Here is a 16,594-nt window from a genome sequence, read left to right on the forward strand (position 1 = left end):
ACCTGGAAACGGGGCTTGTTGTTCGGTCGATCCGCCTGCAGAGCAACCTCATGGGCGGATGGGTCCAAGTGATGCGATTTGAATGATGCACATCATCCGCGCACAATTCATACGCTACGTTCTCGTCGGCCTCGGACTGAACGCCTCTCTGTACGCGCTCTACCTCTTGTTGACGTGGCGGATCATGGGTAGCGAGGCCGCTATGACGATCACCTATAGCCTCGGCACCCTGCTCAGCTTCGTAATCAACCGCAGTCTCACATTTCGTCACCGCGGAAAACAGCTTGCCGCGCTGCGACGGTTTCTGTTGTGCTACGCCCTCCTCTATCTTATTAACTTCTGCACTCTGTGGCTGATTGCTGGCCAAATGGGTTTCCCTCACCAGATCGTTCAGGGCTGCGTGGTCGTAGTGCTGCCGCTGCTAGCTTTCATAATGCAGAAATATTGGGTTTTCGCTGCCAGCGTCGGCAGCGCGGGACGGATCAGGGCAAGGACCATGTGATGGCCATCCGTATCCCATTCAACAAACCTTGCGTCGTTGGGTCGGAGTTGAGTTATGTCGGACAGGCAGTCACCGGCGGGCACGCCAGCGGCGACGGCCCGTTCACCAAGCGCGCGCAGGCCATGCTGGAAACTTGCTTTGGTGCGAATCGGGTGTTGCTGACCACATCCTGCACCGCCGCCCTCGAACTGGCCGCTCTTCTTTGCGATTTGCAGCCGGGCGACGAGGTGATCATCCCTTCGTACACATTCGTTTCCACAGCGAACGCGTTCGTGCTCCGGGGCGCCAAGCCGGTGTTTGTAGATATCAGGTCGGATACCCTCAACATCGACGAGCGACTCATCGAGCAGGCGATCACACCGCGTACGCGGGCCATATTCCCCGTCCACTACGCCGGCGTTGCCTGCGAAATGGACGTGATCATGGACATTGCCGAGCGCCATGGTCTGTTGGTTGTGGAAGATGCGGCGCAAGGTGTGGGCGCCCGCTTTAAGGATCGCTGGCTGGGCACAATCGGTCATCTTGGCTGCTACAGTTTCCATGAGACAAAAAATATTTCTTGTGGCGAGGGCGGCGCGCTGGTCATCAACGATCCAGCCATGGAAGAACGTGCCGAAATTCTGCGCGACAAAGGTACAAACCGTAGCCAGTACATGCGCGGCCAGGTTGACAAATACACCTGGGTGGACGTGGGTTCGTCTTACCTCCCCTCCGATATGCTCGCCGCATTCCTGGTGGGCCAGATCGAGAATATGGAAAAGATAACGAGGCGGCGTGGCGAGATATTCGACCGCTATGCATCCATTTTGGCCCCACTAGTCGAGCGCGGCCTGATTCGAATCCCTGTGGTGCCCCCGGAATGTGCCACAAATTACCATATGTTTTATGTGCTCACTGCGGACGTCGGGGAGCGTACGGCGCTCATCGATTATCTGGCTGCGGCCGGCGTCCTCGCCGTATTCCACTACGTGCCGCTGCATTCGTCGCCATTCGCACGAATGCTAGGCGTATCGCAGATCGATTTGCCGAAGACGGACGAGTTGAGTTCAAGATTGCTGAGGCTGCCGATGTATTTCGACCTCACCGACGACGAGGTGGAGGAGGTAGCCGGTATTGTGCTGGAATTCTATCAACGGGCGTACCCTCCCCGGTGCTACGGCGCGTGACATCTAGCGCACTTGGCTCGACCGGATCAAATAGGGACTTCGCCGACGACCTCGGCGGCGTGCTCGGAAGTATCGCCTGCGAGCTTGAAGAGGCACCGGTCCAGAATGAGGAAGCGGCCGACCCAGACGATGCCCAATCCCAGCATCTGGGCGGCGAACACTGCTGCACCTCGCACGAGGTCTGTCCGATCGGCCATCGCGTTCTCGATGAGATGGGTGAACAGAGTGGCCAGCGTGACGCCCAGCATCACGGCCACCCAGAATACGAGCATTTGGCTACGCAGGTTCGCTCGTGATGTGACCCGCCAAACGAAGTGCTTATTGGCAAAGAAGTTGGGGACCGTGATGATGGCGGCCTGCAGCAGTGACGCGGTGGTGTAGTTGTGCAGCCACAGGCCCAAGATCTGGATGAGAATCTGGCCGAGGGGGACGAAGACCGCCGACACGGCGGCGTAGCGCAGCTTCTTACGGGTTTCCTCCGTGCGGGCGAACGCGACGAGACTCAATCGCGGGAAGGCCACGTTCGGCCAAGATACTCTTAGCGGGCCGCTCTAGGCCCGAATTGACGGATTCTAAAGCCCGCCCGCCGATGAATTTTTCGGGAACGAGTGGTGACCGGGATAGCCGGGTGCAGACACCTGATGAAGACTGCAAATTCCTGTGAAGCCGTTGATACTTGCCGCCCCCTGGCTTCCTGCAAGAGCAATCGTTAATCGTTCGTCTGACACTCACTGCTCGCCACGGTCTGCCAGTTGATCGTCGTCGCAGTCCTGCTCAGGCGACAGCGCCGCACCACCGCCCCGCTCCGATGACATCACTCATGTCGATGCTGGATGGCGACACCATGAGCACGTCAATCTGCGAAAACGGGATACACGAAGCTGGATATCAGCTATATGCTGTCGGCATCCACGCGGAGGCCGAAAAATCGGGGGTCGAGGCGTTTTGGTATCGCATACATTGGCGGCTCTTCCATTGGAAGCCCATTCGCCAAGTGCAGCTGCAATGTATCGAACACATGCGACTTTCGCGCCGGCGTCGAAGCGGTACCAAACCGAACGATCTCGACGACGCTCACCGCGCGCCGAGCCCGCACAGAGAGTCGCGCCGAACCCCTAGGGGGAGTAGAGAGGGAACTCGTGGGATCGTCAGCTGAATCGGCAGAATTCGAGTTCGACGTCTGCGTCGTCGGCGGCTGTGGGCACGTCGGCCTGCCGCTGGCCATCGTGATGGCTCACCGCGATCTGCGAGTCGCTATCGACGACATCGATACCGGTGCCGTCGAAATGGTCCGCTCGGGACGCATGCCCTTCGTGGAAGAGAAGGCCGAGCCCATGCTCGCTGAGGTCATTAACCGGAACCTGATCGCCGACAACGACCCGACGCTCATCTCGAGGTCGCGGATGGTCGTCGTCATCATCGGCACGCCGGTCGATGAGCACCTGAACCCCACCTTCCACAAGATCCATCGCTTCTTTGAAAGCCTGATGCCGTATTTCGTCGACGGTCAGTGCATCATTCTTCGGAGTACGGTCTACCCGGGCACGACCGAGAGGCTCGATGCTCTCGTGCGGGCGGCGGGGCGTTCCGTCCATGTAGCTTTTTGCCCCGAAAGAATCGCCCAGGGGCGCGCCATGCGTGAACTCGTCGAGTTACCACAAATCGTGGCGGGCTGCGACGACGAGGCAACAAGAGTCGCCACCGATCTCTTCAGCCGGATCGCCCCGTCGATCGTTACGATGCGGCCGATCGAAGCCGAGCTGACGAAGATCTTCGCCAACGTCTGGCGTTACATCCAGTTCGCGACCGCCAATCAGTTCTTCATGATCGCAACGGATTTCGGGATGGACTTCTACCGTATTTATGACGCGCTCACACGCGACTATCCCAGGATGGCCGGATTGCCGAAGAGTGGGTTTGCTGCCGGGCCGTGTCTGTTCAAGGACACCATGCAGCTCGCGGCCGCGACCGAGTCGCGATTCTCGCTTGGGCACGCGGCGATGCTGATCAACGAGGGCCTTCCGAACTTCGTCGTCGAACACATGAAATCGCGATACCCTCTTCAGGACTTGACGGTTGGCATCCTGGGCATGGCATTCAAGGGCGACAGCGATGACACTCGGGAGTCACTGTCGTACAAACTGCGGAAGATCCTGGAGTACGAGGCGGCTGCCGTCATTTGCACTGACCCGTTCGTCGAGGACCCTCGCCTTATCCCGCTAGACGCGGCCGTCGAGCAGTCCGACATCCTTGTGCTCGGGGCACCGCACAGCGACTACCGGGCGCTGGTGATCCCGGATGACAAGCCGGTCGTCGATATTTGGAACTTCTTCGGAAAGGGAGCGCAGCTCACGTGAAGATACTCGTCACGGGCTCGGCCGGTTTTATCGCCGGCTACCTCGTCGAGGAACTACTCACCAACGGTTACGAAGTAACCGGCATCGACAATGACTCCAAGTACGGGCCAGTCGAGCGAGCGTATGACACACACCCGAATTACACTGCCGTCAAGGGCGACGCCAAAGACGTTGCGCTGCTCAAAGAGTTACTCGCAGGCTGCGATCATCTCGTCGCCGGTGCGGCGATCATCGGCGGCATTTCGTTATTCCATGAGCTGGCCTACGATCTGCTGGCGGAGAACGAGCGGATCACCGCGGCGACCTTCGACGCGGCGATTTGGGCGCACCGCAACGCGAGTTTGCGCAAGATCACCGTTGTCTCGTCGTCGATGGTCTACGAGAGCACGTCGACCTATCCCACGCCCGAGGGGGAGCAGCGCCGCTGCCCATCACCGGAGTCGACCTATGGTTTTCAGAAGCTCGCGACAGAGTACTTCGCCCAAGGCGCGTGGGAGCAGTACGAGCTGCCCCACACCATCGTGCGACCGTTCAACTGCATTGGCGTGGGCGAAAAGCGCGCCCTGTGTGATCGCGAGATCATGTCAGGCAACGTCCGGCTGGCCATGAGCCACGTCGTCCCCGACCTCGTTCAGAAGGTTCTCAAAGGACAGGATCCGCTGCACATTCTCGGTGACGGCAACCAGGTCCGGCACTACACGTACGGCGGCGACCTCGCCCGTGGCATACGTCTGGCCATCGAGTCCGACGCTGCGCGTAACGAGGATTTCAACCTCTCGACCGCGACGTCCACGACCGTGCACGAACTCGCCGAGGCGATCTGGCGCAAAATCAAAGGTGACGTCCCACTGCGGCTCGTCAGCGACGATCCATTTCCCTATGACGTACAGCGGCGGGTGCCCGATGTCCAAAAGGCCATGGATTTGCTCGGTTTCAAGGCCACGACGTCACTCGATGAGGCGCTCGACGAAATAATCCCGTGGATCGAGAACCAGATCGAATTGGGCGGCATCTGATGTCCGAAGGGCACGGCGAGCTGAACTCCGAGTTGGATCGGCTGTACGCGGCCCGGTTTCACGACGACGAACGTGAGTCCAAGGCTCGCCTCTGGCGCGTCATCTGCGACGAGTTTTTCTCACGCTATGTGTCCGGCGATGCCTGCGTCGTCGACCTCGGCGCCGGCTACTGCGATTTCGTTAACAACATCTCGGCCCGTCGCCGGATCGCTGTCGACCTCAACCCTGACGCCAAGCGGTTTGCCGCGCCCGGCGTTGAGGTACACCAACTTCCGCTCGAACGACTCGCTGAGGCGGTCGACCACGGGACGGTCGATCTCGCGTTCGCCAGCAACGTCTTTGAGCATCTTCGTGGTCCCGACGCGTTGCTCAAAGTGCTCGCCAACGTTCGCACGGTGCTCCGACCCGGTGGGCGGATCATGATCATGCAACCAAACGTGCGGCTGGTGGGTGGCGCGTTCTGGGACTTCTTCGACCACACGCTGCCGCTGAGCGAGCGCGGAATGACCGAGGCGCTCGAGGTCGCCGGATTCAGGGTCCTCGAGTGCCGCGCGAGGTTCCTTCCGTATACGACCAAGAGTCGCCTGCCGCAGTGGGCCTTCCTCGTTCGGCTGTACCTGCGCTTCCGGCCGGCCCAGTTCCTGTTGGGCAAACAAATGCTCGTGGTCGCAGAGCGGTCCCCATGACCGACGAGATCGACTTCATCGTTCCCGTCTACAACGAAGGCTCCAACATCGCCAACGCGCTGGCCGAGCTCTACTCGACGGTGACGCGCCCAAAACGGGTTCTTATCGTCTACGACTTCGATGAAGACGACACGGTACCTGTGGTCCGTGAGCTCGCACCTCGCTACCCCGGCGTCGAGCTGGTGCGCAACGCCCTCGGCAAGGGTGTGATCAATGCGATTCGCGCGGGCGTCGAGGCGGCGCGTTCTGATGTCGTGGTCGTCTCGATGGCGGATTTGTCGGACGACCTCAGAGTTGTTGACGACATGGTCCGGATGATTCGCGACGAGGGATACGACATCGTGTGCGCCTCGCGCTATATGCGGGGGGGACGGCAGATCGGCGGCCCGATCCTGAAAAGAACGCTCTCGCGGCTCGGTGGCGTATCGCTTTACTGGCTAGCAGGCCTGCCGACGCACGACGCGACAAACGCGTTTCGCGCATACCGCCTGTCCGTGCTTCGCCAGATTCCGATCGAAAGCTCAGGCGGGTTTGAGTACACACTTGAGGTCACGGCCAAGGCGCACGTCGCGGGCCACCGCATCACCGAAGTACCGTCGACGTGGCGTGACCGAACTGCAGGCCAGTCGCGGTTCCGCCTCAACAAATGGCTGCCACACTACATCAGATGGTGGTTCTATTCCCTCACCCGGGGCCGTGTAGGCGCGGGAAGTCAATTATTGGAACGTTGAAACGGGTGAACCCGTAGCTAAATCCAGCAAAACGAAACGGCGGCATTGAAAGGGTATGGGTTTCGTGTCGACAAACGATGCTCTCGCCGACAAGCCCGGGGAAACTCGCCGGGGCAATGGTCGACGTGCCTGGAATCGTCGGCCGGCCCTTCGGATTCGTTCTTCCCTGGCATGGCCGATCGGGTTGATTGTGGTCGGGACGCTGATCCGCGTACCACAATTGATGCATCGACTGACCGACGCGTACGGGTTCCGCGAAACGCAGATAGCATATGTGGCATTGGAGTATGCCCGCCACGGGATAAACCTGTCTCGTACGCCCCTGCCAGTCTTTGGGCCGAACAGTGATGTGCCATTTGAGTTTCCGTTGACTCAAGCCGCAGCGGCCTTGCTGATTCGTGTGGGTGCGGGGGCGGATTCGGCAATGCGTATCATCGGCTTGGCAGGATTTCAAGCAGCAGCAATTCTGTTGTTTGCTCTTGTTCTCCGCTGGCACGGCCGGTTGGCCGCCACTGTGACATTGGCGTTGTTCGAGTTCTTGCCATTCGGGTTAGCGTGGGGTGCGGCCGCGCTCATCGACTTCCCGTCGGTCGCGTTCTCGCTCGGCATGGTGATCGGCCTCGACGTCTGGTTCCGTACCGGTTCACGTATCGGCCTCCTGTTGGGCGCGATGAGCGCGTGGTTGGCCTTCCTGGTGAAGACCACTACCCCGGTAGCATGGTGTGTGCTCGTCCTAATCTCTGCCGCAATGGCGTACCTGTCAGCACGATCATGGAACCGCATCATCACCGGGGTCCTGGCAGGTCCCATACTTGGTGTGGCAGCAGGACTTTGGTGGACTCGTTACACCGATGACGTAAAGAATCGCAACCCGTTGACCCAGTGGCTGGTTAGCTCGCATTTGCGCTCCTGGTATTTCGGGACGCTCGACCAGCGACTCGACCCGCACTCCTACGGAGTGATCCTCGCGCGAGTTGGTTGGGAAGTCGCGGGACCAGTTTGCCTAGGTTTAGTTCTCGCCGTGTTAGGAATCATTCTGGCCCCAACAAGAGTGGAGCGTGTCCGGCGCGCCGGTTGGCTCGCCACCGCAGCGTTCGCGCCTCTGGTGTTTTTCAACCTCTACTACGTACACAGCTACTATCTGATCGCCATTTTCCCAGCCATTGTTGCTGCAGTTGGGATAGGACTTGTCGCGGTCGCCCAACGCATACCCGCGAACACTTCTGTCGCTGCCGCGGCGGGAACCGCGCTCATTGTTGTCGGCTCTGACGTACCGATCTATATCGGCTTCCCCGGAGCGGTGCTCGACATCGGACAGTGGATCATCGCACCGAAACCTGATCCGGCCGCGGAACGCATACGGGCCGCTACGCGCCCCGATGATCTCATCGTGCTAGTAGGTTGCGACTGGGACCCGACGACACTGTACTACGCCGACCGACGTGGGCTGATGTTGCGCGACAACCTATTGCCTGATGTTTGGAAACACGAGAACATCAACGATTATCACTACTTGTTCAGCTGCAAACCTAATCTGGGCGTCAGCAGATATCTACCTGCTGACCACCCGATGATCCCAACATCAACACCGGGTCTCTGGCGAATTACTACCCCATAGGAGTTCCTATCGGTTCCGTGCGATGTTAGGCAGGTGCGCCTGGCCGGCATTCGCCCCAAGTGTTGGCGGCTCAAGGGGGGTCCGGACTAACGGCCCCGAACTTTACAACGGTGCTCCGGCCTACCGAAGTGCCGTATATCGCTGGTGCTGGCCTGGTTGCCTAAACTGATCGGCGCTGCTGGCCCGGTGCTAGCTTGAGGAGTGTATTCCAATACGGCAGAACGACAGCCTGATACCGAGGCTCGGGAATAATTCTCGACAGCAATCGAAGCGGTGCGCGAACGGCCTTGTGTCGCATTGGCATCAAAAACCGAAGGCGCTTAACCGCGGCATCGTCGGGAAGGCAAGCTCTGCCTCGCCCTTCTCCGTTTCCAGACCTGATGCCCGCGAAGTAGAGGTCAAAGTTGGTGGGCAGATACCAGAATCGGTAAGCCGTGAACATCGCCCCGAGGGGTAACGTCTCCTCGAAGTCTTCCTCATTGAGGTTCCGGTAATAATCCATGCCGACAGCCTGGGTACCGGGTGACAGAGCCTTGTCGGTCCGCGTCGTCCCATGCTCGGGTCGACCGCGAGACGCGCAGCTGAAAGCGACCAGCCCGCCCGGACGGGTCATGCGCACCATGTTGGAGAAGGTCTCGCGCCAGTGTGGGTCATGCTCGAAGCACTCACCTGAGATGGCCATGTCGTAGCTGCCGTCGCGATGGTCCAGCTCATGGCCGGACATCACCAAATCGACACCAGGCCCGGGAACGAGGTCTATTCCCACGTAACGGTCCGCCGCAGCGAATACCGTTCGCACGCTCCCGTTTACGTCGTATGACCCGACTTCCAGCACGCTCCCGCCCTCGACGAGAGCCTTATTCGCGTCGACGACGGCCTTGAAGAATCCGATCTGTTCAGGGTGGCTCACGCGGCCTGATTCTGCGCCACGATCACCTCGCCGTCACCCACCCCGCTCGACACCGGATAGTGGCGGACGACGGCCCGTTGGCCGTAGACCTCGCTGACCATTTCGAGATAGCGCTCTGGCGGGCCAATGAAGTCTCCTTCATCGAGCCGGGATTGGAGGCGCCCAATCAAGTTCCATCGGCTCCGCGTCGGGACGGCCTCGCACATCACCATGACACCTTTTCCGGGGGCAAGAACGCGGTGGCTCTCATGCAAGAGGCTCCGCGCAGAAGCGTCGTCGAGGTGGTGGAGCACTCCGAAGATCAGCACTGCATCAAAAGAGCCGTCCGCAAACGGCAGGGATTGCCCATCCGCGACCTCGAAACGGTAGCCACTCTTCGTGGCGCGGGCGCGTGAAATGTAGCGGGCGTTCGGATCTACCCCGACGTAGCATTCTGGGCGGAAGGAGCGCGCCATTGTTCCAGTCCCGCAGCCGATGTCGAGGATCGATGCCGCCTCGGCGATTCCCTCCCTGCGCAGGACCTCCTTTTCACCCCGGTGCCCCGCAGAGAGGATGAAGCGGAGGAAATCCCAAATACGGGGCTCATCTGCAAGAGCATGGACCCCGCGGCGAACCAAGCGAAGGGTGGTCATGCGCTGGGAGCCTAGCATCAGGGCCAACGAGGGGCGTTTCCTTTTATTCTTTCCTCCGAACGCCGGGAAGGTGGATCCTTTTGGCTGTGCAGCGGACGCCGTCACACGCTCTCGACCGCGCCGGGCGCGGCTCGAACTGGTCAATCTTTCGGTGTTGGGCTTTAATTTTGCCGTGCTCCCGCTGCTGGTGGATGTCACCGCGACCGTGATTTACAGCTGGCTGTCCCATCGGGAAGTGTCGATTCGCCGTAACGCCGCTGAACTCCGCGTGCCCGCGCATCGGCAAGACGTGCCGTGATGCCACGAGTGTCGGTCGTGGTGCCGGCGTACAACAGCGTCGCGTTCATTGACGATACGATGCGATCGATTTTGGCGCAGACGTGTGGCGACTTCGAGCTCGTGGTTTCCGACCACAGCTCCACCGATGGCACATGGGAAGCGCTGCAGTGCTACGCGGCCGACCCCCGGGTGCGCTTGAGCCGGCTGGCTCGCGGGGGCGGGGCACCAGCGAACTGGAACGCCGTCACCGACCTGGCCACCGGCGACTTCATCAAGCTGGTCTGTGGCGATGATGTGCTGTACCCGGACAGCCTGGCGACGCAGGTGGCTGCATTGACAGCACATCCGTCGGCGGTAATGGCGGCGAGCGCCAGAGACATCGTCGACTCCAGGGGGACACTGGTGCTGCGCGGGCGTGGACTGGGGGGGATGCGCGGTGAGGTCACCGGCACCGAGGCCATCCGGCGCACTGTGCTCGCCGGCACGAACATCTTCGGCGAGCCGGCGTCGGTGTTGTTCAGGCGCGCCGCCCTGATCGACGTGGGCGGCTGGGACGGCCGCTTCCCGTACCTCATTGATCTGGCGACCTACTGCGCGGTGCTGCTCCGCGGCAATCTCGTCGCGGTGCCCCGCCCGCTCGCCGCGTTCCGGGTCAGCCGGTCTCAATGGAGTGTGCAGCTAGTACGTGCCCAGGCTGTTCAAACCATTGGTCTTTATCGCGAGCTGGCCGCCACGCACCGGGGACTACTCGGTCGAGGCCACCTGCTTGTCGGGAGCATGCGCGCACGAGTCAACGCCCTCGGTCGACGCGGGGTGTACCTCTGGCTCGGGCGGCATCAATGACTCGTCCACGGCGGCCAACACCCAGCACAACGCCGGGTAGATACGCAGAGAAAGCGATCTCGCGGAGTCGGCTCGGATCTAGTACGACATTGCTTTTTGCCGCAGGACATCGTCGTACACGCGCTTGACTGTCACGGGAAAGGGCGTGATTGCCAGGCCCTGAACCTCGTGGGGGAAGTGTGTGCTAAGCCGCAGATCCCGAACCTGATACTTCGACGAGGGGCTGCTCCCGAGTGCGATGCGAACCGTGCGGTGGGCAACCTGTTGGACGGTCCGCACTACGGTGCAGACCGACACGGGTCGTTGAGACGAAATATTGCGTAGCACCGGCGCCGACGGCTGCTTGTGAACCGCATTCTCGACCAGAGCGCGCACCATCGCGGCGGCATCATCGACATATAAGTAGTCGCGGAGTGTCTCCATCGGCACGAATATGTTCAATGATTGTCGCGTGACTGCGGCTCGGCACAGCTGACTGACGAGACCCTGTTGTTTCGAGAGGTTTTGTCCGGGTCCGGCGAGGTTCGAGAACCGCCCGATGACTATTGGAACGCAGCCTTCGAGCGTCGTCCGCAATATCTCCTCCTGAGCGAGTTTCATCTGGCCGTAGGGACTCAGCGGCCGCGGCGGCGTCGACTCGCTGAACGGTGGATGAATCGACCCGGCATAGATGCCGCCGGCGGAGGACGAGAAGAATAACGCACCACGGCCGGCCGGCCTCGCATCTCGCATCCTGCTGGCTAGGTGAGACAGAAGGCGTGTCTCCGCGGTCAGTTGGTCTGGCGTGGAACCGACCACGCCAGCGCCGGCGGCCCACACAAGCGACCAATCGTCATTTCCGGCCGCTCGGATGAATCGGTCGAGGTCGGAGTCAAGCACACCGACCGCCGTAACGTGGTTCTCCCATGGCACGGGAAATTCCACGAATTTCGGGCCCATCGCCCGCGACACGGCGCCGCCGAGCAGGCCGCCGCGACCCACGATCCAGGTAAGCACCGGTCAGTCCGCCGGGGTGTCGAATACGTCACCGGGGTCGCGCACAATGACGTACACCGGTTTTCCCATCGCCATGCTGGCGGAAGCGGCGATGTATTCGGCGATGATGCCCAGCGCGAACAAGATCGCTCCGCCGACGACAAGTGTCGCAACGAACACCGATGTCCACCCTTGCACGCTAACGTTCCCGACCGCTCGCTCGACGGCGCTATAGAGCGCCACGCCGAAACCGAGAAGAGCAAAGATTATCCCCATCATGGACACGAAGCGCAGCGGCCGGGTGCCCGACGAGATGACGAGTCGCCAGAAATGCGAGACCAGGCGCCGCACGTTGTACGCGCTCGCAGGCCGTCCCTCTTGGCGCATCAACACTGGACACGTCGAGGGGTTGGTGACGACCCAAGAGAGAGCGACGTCCAGATACACCCCCGCGCCGGCGTAGGCCGCGACACTTCGTCCGGCCTCGCCGAGGATCAGCCGATAACTGTTGAAGGCTTTACTGCCTTCGGAAGACACGAGGATGTGCACGAACAACCACTTCGTTAGCCAAGACGCGGCGTTGCGCAAGACACCGTGGGGTGGTCGGTTCGTCGGTGACGCGTACACGAGTTGTGTGCGAGCCCGATATGCCGTATCGAGCAGGTTTCCGATGTATGCCGGATCGTGCTGCCCGTCCTCGTCCATCGTTACGATCCAGTCGCCGCCTGACGACGTCATGCCCGCGAGTGTCGCGGGATGCTGTCCGAAGTTGCGCGACAGCCATATTGGGCGGATCCATTCGCCGCGCGCGGCCAGCTCACGCACGACTTCTTCACTGCCGCGGACGCCACGGTCCCACACAAGGAGCACTTCGTCGACGCGGAACTCACGACCCTCCGGGGTGTGCTGGGACGAACGCAGTTGCTCAAGCTCCTTCACCACGTCAGGCAAGGTCCCGGCTCCGCTATAGACCGGGATAACAACGCTGACCGAGTCCACACGGGTCAAATGACGATCGCCAGTCACGTGTTTCCTCCCGAATGTACGGGTCCCGTGAGCTGACTGTACCTAGGGATTGCCGAGTAACCGATGCCAATTGTGATTTTGTAAGAGGACACGGCGAGCCGATCGGCCCGGCGATGTCCGTCGACTGGCTCTAGCAAAGGCTACGTGGAAGTCGCACGCGGACCTCGCGTTTGCGGGAATATGAGGAGGCGCAGATAGGGGAATGAGGGGGTCGTTTTGAAAATCTCGGTCATCGGGTGCGGCTACGTCGGACTCGTCACGGGCGCCTGCCTGGCGGACAGCGGCAATGACGTCGTTTGCGTCGATATCGATCAGTCCAAGATCGATGAGCTTCTTGCCGGGGGGGTCCCGATCTATGAGCCAGGCCTGGCCGAGTTGCTCGAACGGAACCGGGAGAACGGGAGCATCGACTTCACGACCGACCGGCAGCGCGGGATCGAGCATGGAGACGTAATTTTTATCGCCGTCGCGACGCCAATGAGCGACAGCGGTGAGGCCGATCTTTCCTACGTCTACTCTGCGGCCGACGATATCGGTTCGTACATGGATCGCTACAAGGTCGTCGTCGACAAGTCGACCGTCCCCGTCGGCACTGCCGACGAGGTTCGTGGGATCATCCGTAAGAAGGCGAAGCATGATTTCGACGTTGTGTCCAATCCCGAATTTTTGAAGGAGGGCACGGCGATCACTGACTTCATGAAGCCTGACCGCGTGATCATCGGCGGCGACTCCAAGCGCGCTCTCGACATCATGCAAGAGCTCTACGAGCCCTTCCTGCGCACCTTCCATCCGTTGATTGCCATGGACATCAGGAGCGCCGAGATGGCGAAATACGCGGCCAACTGCTTTCTGGCGACCAAGATCTCATTCATCAACGAGATTTCAAACCTTTGCGAGAAGGCGGGCGCCGATATCTCGGCGGTTCGGGAGGCCATCGGGGCGGACAACCGCATTGGGTATGAATTCCTGTTTCCCGGCGTAGGTTACGGTGGCTCCTGCTTGCCGAAAGACGTTCAGGCCCTGATACATACGGCGGCCAGCCTGGGATCTGACACGCGTCTGCTGCGCGCGGTCGACCAGGTCAACAGCGAACAGAAGGCCGCCCTCGTGACCAAGATTGCCACCCATTTCGGGGGAGGAACGCCAGCGAAGAGTCTGCAAGGCCTGCGAATTGGGCTTTGGGGGCTAAGTTTCAAGCCTCAGACCGACGACATCCGCGAGGCGGCATCCCTGGTTATCGCCAGAATGTTGTTGGAGCTCGGGGCGACTGTGCGGGCCTATGATCCCGAAGCAACTGTGCGAGCGAAAAGTGTGCTCGGGGATTCGATCGAGTATGCAGGAAGCATGTACGAGGCCGTCGAGGACGCCGACGCGCTGGTCCTGGTCACGGAATGGAAACAGTTTCAGCGACCGTCGTGGCAGCGTGTCAAGTCGGCCATGCGAGGCTACGTCGTGTTCGATGGCCGAAACATCTATGATCCTAAGCGCCTGCGGGCCGAGGGCTTCGAGTACTACGGCATGGGTCGGAATTGAGGAGAACAAGCACGTGAGAGCCCTCGTCACGGGCGCCGCAGGTTTTCTTGGGTCCCATCTCTGCGACCGTCTCCGTCGCGACGGCATCGAGGTTCTCGGGTTCGACAACTTATATACGGGCAGACTTGAGAACATCACGCAGCTCGAGGGGGACCCGGGCTTCAGCTTCCTCGAGCACGACATCACGCGGCCGCTAGACGGGGCGATAGATGGCCCGCTTGATTTCATCTTCAACATGGCCTGCCCTGCGTCGCCGCGCGCCTACCAGCGTGATCCCCTTTTTACGCTCGAGACTAACTACGTGGGAATGAGAAACCTTCTCGAACTTGCACGCGAGCAGAGAGCGACAATCCTGCAGGCTTCCACCAGCGAGGTCTACGGGGATCCCACAGTCCACCCTCAGGTTGAGAGCTACTGGGGCAACGTCAACTGCTTCGGCGTGCGGAGCTGCTATGAGGAGGGTAAACGCGTCGCGGAGACGCTGATGCTCGAGTACGCGCGCCGCTACGACATCCAGATAAAGATCGTCCGCATCTTCAATACCTACGGTCCGAGGATGGACCCGGAGGACGGCCGAATCATCTCCTCATTCATCGTCCAGGCGTTGCGCGGAGAGCCGATCACCGTCTTCGGGGACGGCAGTCAGACCCGTTCTTTCTGTTACGTCGACGATCTCGTCGACGGGCTGGTACGTATGGCCATGAGTGAGCCGTCGTTCACGGGACCCGTCAACCTCGGCAGTCCGGCCGAAGTGACGGTCAGTGAGACTGCACGCACCATCAGGGAGATGACCGGATCGGCTTCGCCTACCGTCCTTCACGATCTGCCTCAGGACGATCCGAAGAAGCGCAAGCCGGATGTCAGTCTCGCCGAGTCCAGGCTCGGCTGGCGTCCCAGGGTGCCTTTTGAAGAGGGGGCGGCGCGGACGATCGAATACTTCAGGGACACCATCGGATGAATCGCAGCGCTTGGCGACTGGGATCATCCACATTCCGCGGACGGTCCTGAGAGTCGCGGCAAGGATAGAACCGTGACAACGACCATCCCAGTAATCTTCATCATCTTCAACCGGCCTGATACCACCAGCCAGGCCTTCGAGATGATCAGGGCGGCGAAGCCGCGCCAGCTCATGATAGTCGCCGATGGCCCGCGCGCGAATAAGCCTGGGGAGAATGAAAAGTGCGCAGCGACGCGCGCAGTGATCGATCGAGTCGACTGGGACTGCGAAGTTCACCGCAATATGTCAGAGACAAATATGGGCTGCCGCCTGCGCGTCTCCTCAGGCATAACTTGGGCCTTCGAGCTTGTCGATAGGGCAATAATCCTCGAGGACGACTGCGTGCCCTCCGCTTCGTTCTTCCCGTACTGCGCCGAGCTCCTCAATTATTACGAGACCGACGAGCGGATCATGATGGTCTCCGGGGACAACCATCTGTTCGGGCGCGCCGGAACGGCGGATAGCTATTACTTCTCGAGATATCCCCACGTATGGGGCTGGGCCACCTGGCGACGAGCCTGGGCAAAATACGATCTCAACATGACAAACTGGCCGGAGATCAGGAATAGGAAGCTCTTCGACCAGTACCTCCCCAGGATGAGCGAGCGCTACCGCTGGGAATCCGTCTTCCAAAGCGTTTATGACGGAAAGATTGATACTTGGGACTACCAATGGGGCTACACCATCTGGGCGAACTCGGGCCTCAGCATCGCTCCCGCCCGGAATCTAGTGCGCAACATCGGATTCCACGCTGAGGCGACCCACACCAAGGCCGACAGTATCTACTCGTCGCTCGACGCCGACGAGCTGGACCTGCCCCTTACCCACCCTGCGACAGTCCTCGCGAGCGCCGACAAAGACGAGCTCGAGTCAAGGCTTCGGGCTGCTCAGTCAAATAACCTGTCGCACCGCATAAATGACGCCGCTTCTGCGCTCAAACTGCTCGCCAGGAGGGCGACGGCACATGGCCAGAACCGCTAGGCGGCGCGTCACGAGCCGCCGCGACGAAGGCCGCCGAAGTGATAGCGGGTGGAAACCTCTCGCAACATCTCAGCAGGGCGCTTGATCAGCGCCCTGGGTGTGCCGTACGTTCAGGTTGTCCTCCTTCCATACTCTTATGGCGCAGGATAATCAGGAGGGTTTACATTATGATGTGCCGTATCTGCAGTTCCAGCACGAGACTGGCATTCACCCATAAGTTGCTCTCAAAATACGATTGCGCGTTTTACTTTTGCGATAATTGCGGCGGCCTGCAGACCGAAAGTCCATACTGGCTCGACGAAGCCTACGCCAGCCCTGTGGCATCGGCGGACACAGGCCTAG

General features: G+C 60.6%; 17 protein-coding genes. 12 read left to right on the forward strand and 5 right to left on the reverse strand.

Annotated features, from left to right (window positions below):
* Window positions 1–82: 82 nt before the first annotated feature.
* Together G6N37_RS04790 and rffA are read left to right on the forward strand one after the other, a co-directional pair.
* Window positions 83–502, forward strand: coding sequence for a GtrA family protein (locus tag G6N37_RS04790; RefSeq protein WP_163676646.1), 420 nt, complete (start codon window positions 83–85; stop codon window positions 500–502).
* Window positions 502–1,668 (forward strand): dTDP-4-amino-4,6-dideoxygalactose transaminase, encoded by a 1,167-nt coding sequence (gene rffA / locus G6N37_RS04795; protein ID WP_174813794.1) that lies wholly within the window; start codon window positions 502–504, stop codon window positions 1,666–1,668. The genes G6N37_RS04790 and rffA overlap by 1 nt, the downstream gene beginning before the upstream one ends.
* A gap of 26 nt (window positions 1,669–1,694) precedes the next feature.
* On the opposite strand, the gene G6N37_RS04800 is transcribed toward rffA, so the two are convergent.
* Entirely contained in the window at window positions 1,695–2,189 is a 495-nt protein-coding gene (locus G6N37_RS04800; RefSeq protein ID WP_232075282.1) for a GtrA family protein, read from the reverse strand.
* A 618-nt stretch (window positions 2,190–2,807) separates the two neighbouring features.
* Here G6N37_RS04800 and G6N37_RS04805 point away from each other — a divergent pair.
* Genes G6N37_RS04805 through G6N37_RS04825 form a run of 5 tightly spaced genes read left to right on the forward strand, consistent with a single transcriptional unit; the run spans window position 2,808 to window position 8,076 of the window.
* A complete protein-coding gene (locus tag G6N37_RS04805; RefSeq protein ID WP_163676661.1) occupies window positions 2,808–4,025 on the forward strand; it encodes a nucleotide sugar dehydrogenase in 1,218 nt (405 codons plus the stop codon).
* Window positions 4,022–5,041 carry an NAD-dependent epimerase/dehydratase family protein gene (locus G6N37_RS04810; protein ID WP_163676663.1) on the forward strand — a complete coding sequence of 340 codons (1,020 nt, stop codon included), beginning with the start codon at window positions 4,022–4,024 and terminating at the stop codon, window positions 5,039–5,041. Before G6N37_RS04805 ends, G6N37_RS04810 begins: the two co-directional genes overlap by 4 nt.
* A complete protein-coding gene (locus G6N37_RS04815) occupies window positions 5,041–5,727 on the forward strand; it encodes a class I SAM-dependent methyltransferase (protein WP_197745725.1) in 687 nt (228 codons plus the stop codon). The genes G6N37_RS04810 and G6N37_RS04815 overlap by 1 nt, the downstream gene beginning before the upstream one ends.
* A complete protein-coding gene (locus G6N37_RS04820) occupies window positions 5,724–6,458 on the forward strand; it encodes a glycosyltransferase (RefSeq protein WP_163676665.1) in 735 nt (244 codons plus the stop codon). The genes G6N37_RS04815 and G6N37_RS04820 overlap by 4 nt, the downstream gene beginning before the upstream one ends.
* 55 nt (window positions 6,459–6,513) lie before the next feature.
* Entirely contained in the window at window positions 6,514–8,076 is a 1,563-nt protein-coding gene (locus G6N37_RS04825; protein WP_163676668.1) for an ArnT family glycosyltransferase, read from the forward strand.
* Between the two features lie 160 nt (window positions 8,077–8,236).
* Here G6N37_RS04825 and G6N37_RS04830 read toward each other — a convergent pair whose 3' ends face one another.
* On the reverse strand, window positions 8,237–8,986 hold the full coding sequence (locus tag G6N37_RS04830) for a class I SAM-dependent methyltransferase (protein WP_163676671.1): 750 nt from the start codon (window positions 8,984–8,986) through the stop codon (window positions 8,237–8,239).
* On the reverse strand, window positions 8,983–9,618 hold the full coding sequence (locus tag G6N37_RS04835; protein ID WP_163676674.1) for a class I SAM-dependent methyltransferase: 636 nt from the start codon (window positions 9,616–9,618) through the stop codon (window positions 8,983–8,985). The genes G6N37_RS04830 and G6N37_RS04835 overlap by 4 nt, the downstream gene beginning before the upstream one ends.
* On the opposite strand from G6N37_RS04835, the gene G6N37_RS04840 reads away from it, so the two are divergent.
* Both G6N37_RS04840 and G6N37_RS04845 read left to right on the forward strand, forming a co-directional pair.
* The gene (locus G6N37_RS04840; protein ID WP_163676677.1) at window positions 9,617–9,916 is read left to right on the forward strand and encodes a hypothetical protein; all 300 of its coding nucleotides are present in this window, start codon (window positions 9,617–9,619) and stop codon (window positions 9,914–9,916) included. The two genes, G6N37_RS04835 and G6N37_RS04840, sit on opposite strands and share 2 nt — an antisense overlap.
* Window positions 9,916–10,740, forward strand: coding sequence for a glycosyltransferase family 2 protein (locus tag G6N37_RS04845; RefSeq protein WP_163676680.1), 825 nt, complete (start codon window positions 9,916–9,918; stop codon window positions 10,738–10,740). The genes G6N37_RS04840 and G6N37_RS04845 overlap by 1 nt, the downstream gene beginning before the upstream one ends.
* Before the next feature lie 78 nt (window positions 10,741–10,818).
* Here the strand turns inward: G6N37_RS04845 and G6N37_RS04850 are convergent, their stop codons facing one another.
* Together G6N37_RS04850 and G6N37_RS04855 are read right to left on the reverse strand one after the other, a co-directional pair.
* Window positions 10,819–11,736: an NAD-dependent epimerase/dehydratase family protein gene (locus G6N37_RS04850; RefSeq protein ID WP_163676683.1), complete on the reverse strand. Its 918-nt coding sequence runs from the start codon at window positions 11,734–11,736 to the stop codon at window positions 10,819–10,821.
* 3 nt (window positions 11,737–11,739) lie between these two features.
* Entirely contained in the window at window positions 11,740–12,741 is a 1,002-nt protein-coding gene (locus G6N37_RS04855; protein ID WP_232075285.1) for a glycosyltransferase, read from the reverse strand.
* Window positions 12,742–12,957: 216 nt separating this feature from the next.
* Here G6N37_RS04855 and G6N37_RS04860 point away from each other — a divergent pair, with 216 nt between their 5' ends.
* From G6N37_RS04860 to G6N37_RS04870, 3 genes are all read left to right on the forward strand, one after another.
* On the forward strand, window positions 12,958–14,274 hold the full coding sequence (locus tag G6N37_RS04860; protein WP_163676686.1) for a UDP-glucose dehydrogenase family protein: 1,317 nt from the start codon (window positions 12,958–12,960) through the stop codon (window positions 14,272–14,274).
* Window positions 14,275–14,287: 13 nt separating this feature from the next.
* Window positions 14,288–15,232 (forward strand): UDP-glucuronic acid decarboxylase family protein, encoded by a 945-nt coding sequence (locus tag G6N37_RS04865; protein ID WP_197745726.1) that lies wholly within the window; start codon window positions 14,288–14,290, stop codon window positions 15,230–15,232.
* A gap of 72 nt (window positions 15,233–15,304) precedes the next feature.
* Window positions 15,305–16,252, forward strand: a complete 948-nt coding sequence (locus G6N37_RS04870) for a methyltransferase type 11 (RefSeq protein WP_232075286.1) — start codon at window positions 15,305–15,307, stop codon at window positions 16,250–16,252.
* The last annotated feature ends 342 nt before the right edge of the window (window positions 16,253–16,594 follow it).

The sequence above is a fragment of the Mycobacterium seoulense genome, from assembly GCF_010731595.1.
Lineage (GTDB): Bacteria > Actinomycetota > Actinomycetes > Mycobacteriales > Mycobacteriaceae > Mycobacterium > Mycobacterium seoulense.

Excerpts from the sequence above, each read along its gene's own strand:
- G6N37_RS04790 (WP_163676646.1), top strand. The coding sequence starts at position 83 with ATGATGCACATCATCCGCGCACAATTCATACGCTACGTTCTCGTCGGC.
- rffA (WP_174813794.1), top strand. The coding sequence starts at position 502 with ATGGCCATCCGTATCCCATTCAACAAACCTTGCGTCGTTGGGTCGGAG.
- G6N37_RS04815 (WP_197745725.1), top strand. The coding sequence starts at position 5,041 with ATGTCCGAAGGGCACGGCGAGCTGAACTCCGAGTTGGATCGGCTGTAC.
- G6N37_RS04820 (WP_163676665.1), top strand. The coding sequence starts at position 5,724 with ATGACCGACGAGATCGACTTCATCGTTCCCGTCTACAACGAAGGCTCC.
- G6N37_RS04825 (WP_163676668.1), top strand. The coding sequence starts at position 6,514 with ATGGGTTTCGTGTCGACAAACGATGCTCTCGCCGACAAGCCCGGGGAA.
- G6N37_RS04840 (WP_163676677.1), top strand. The coding sequence starts at position 9,617 with ATGCGCTGGGAGCCTAGCATCAGGGCCAACGAGGGGCGTTTCCTTTTA.
- G6N37_RS04835 (WP_163676674.1), bottom strand. The coding sequence starts at position 9,618 with ATGACCACCCTTCGCTTGGTTCGCCGCGGGGTCCATGCTCTTGCAGAT.
- G6N37_RS04845 (WP_163676680.1), top strand. The coding sequence starts at position 9,916 with ATGCCACGAGTGTCGGTCGTGGTGCCGGCGTACAACAGCGTCGCGTTC.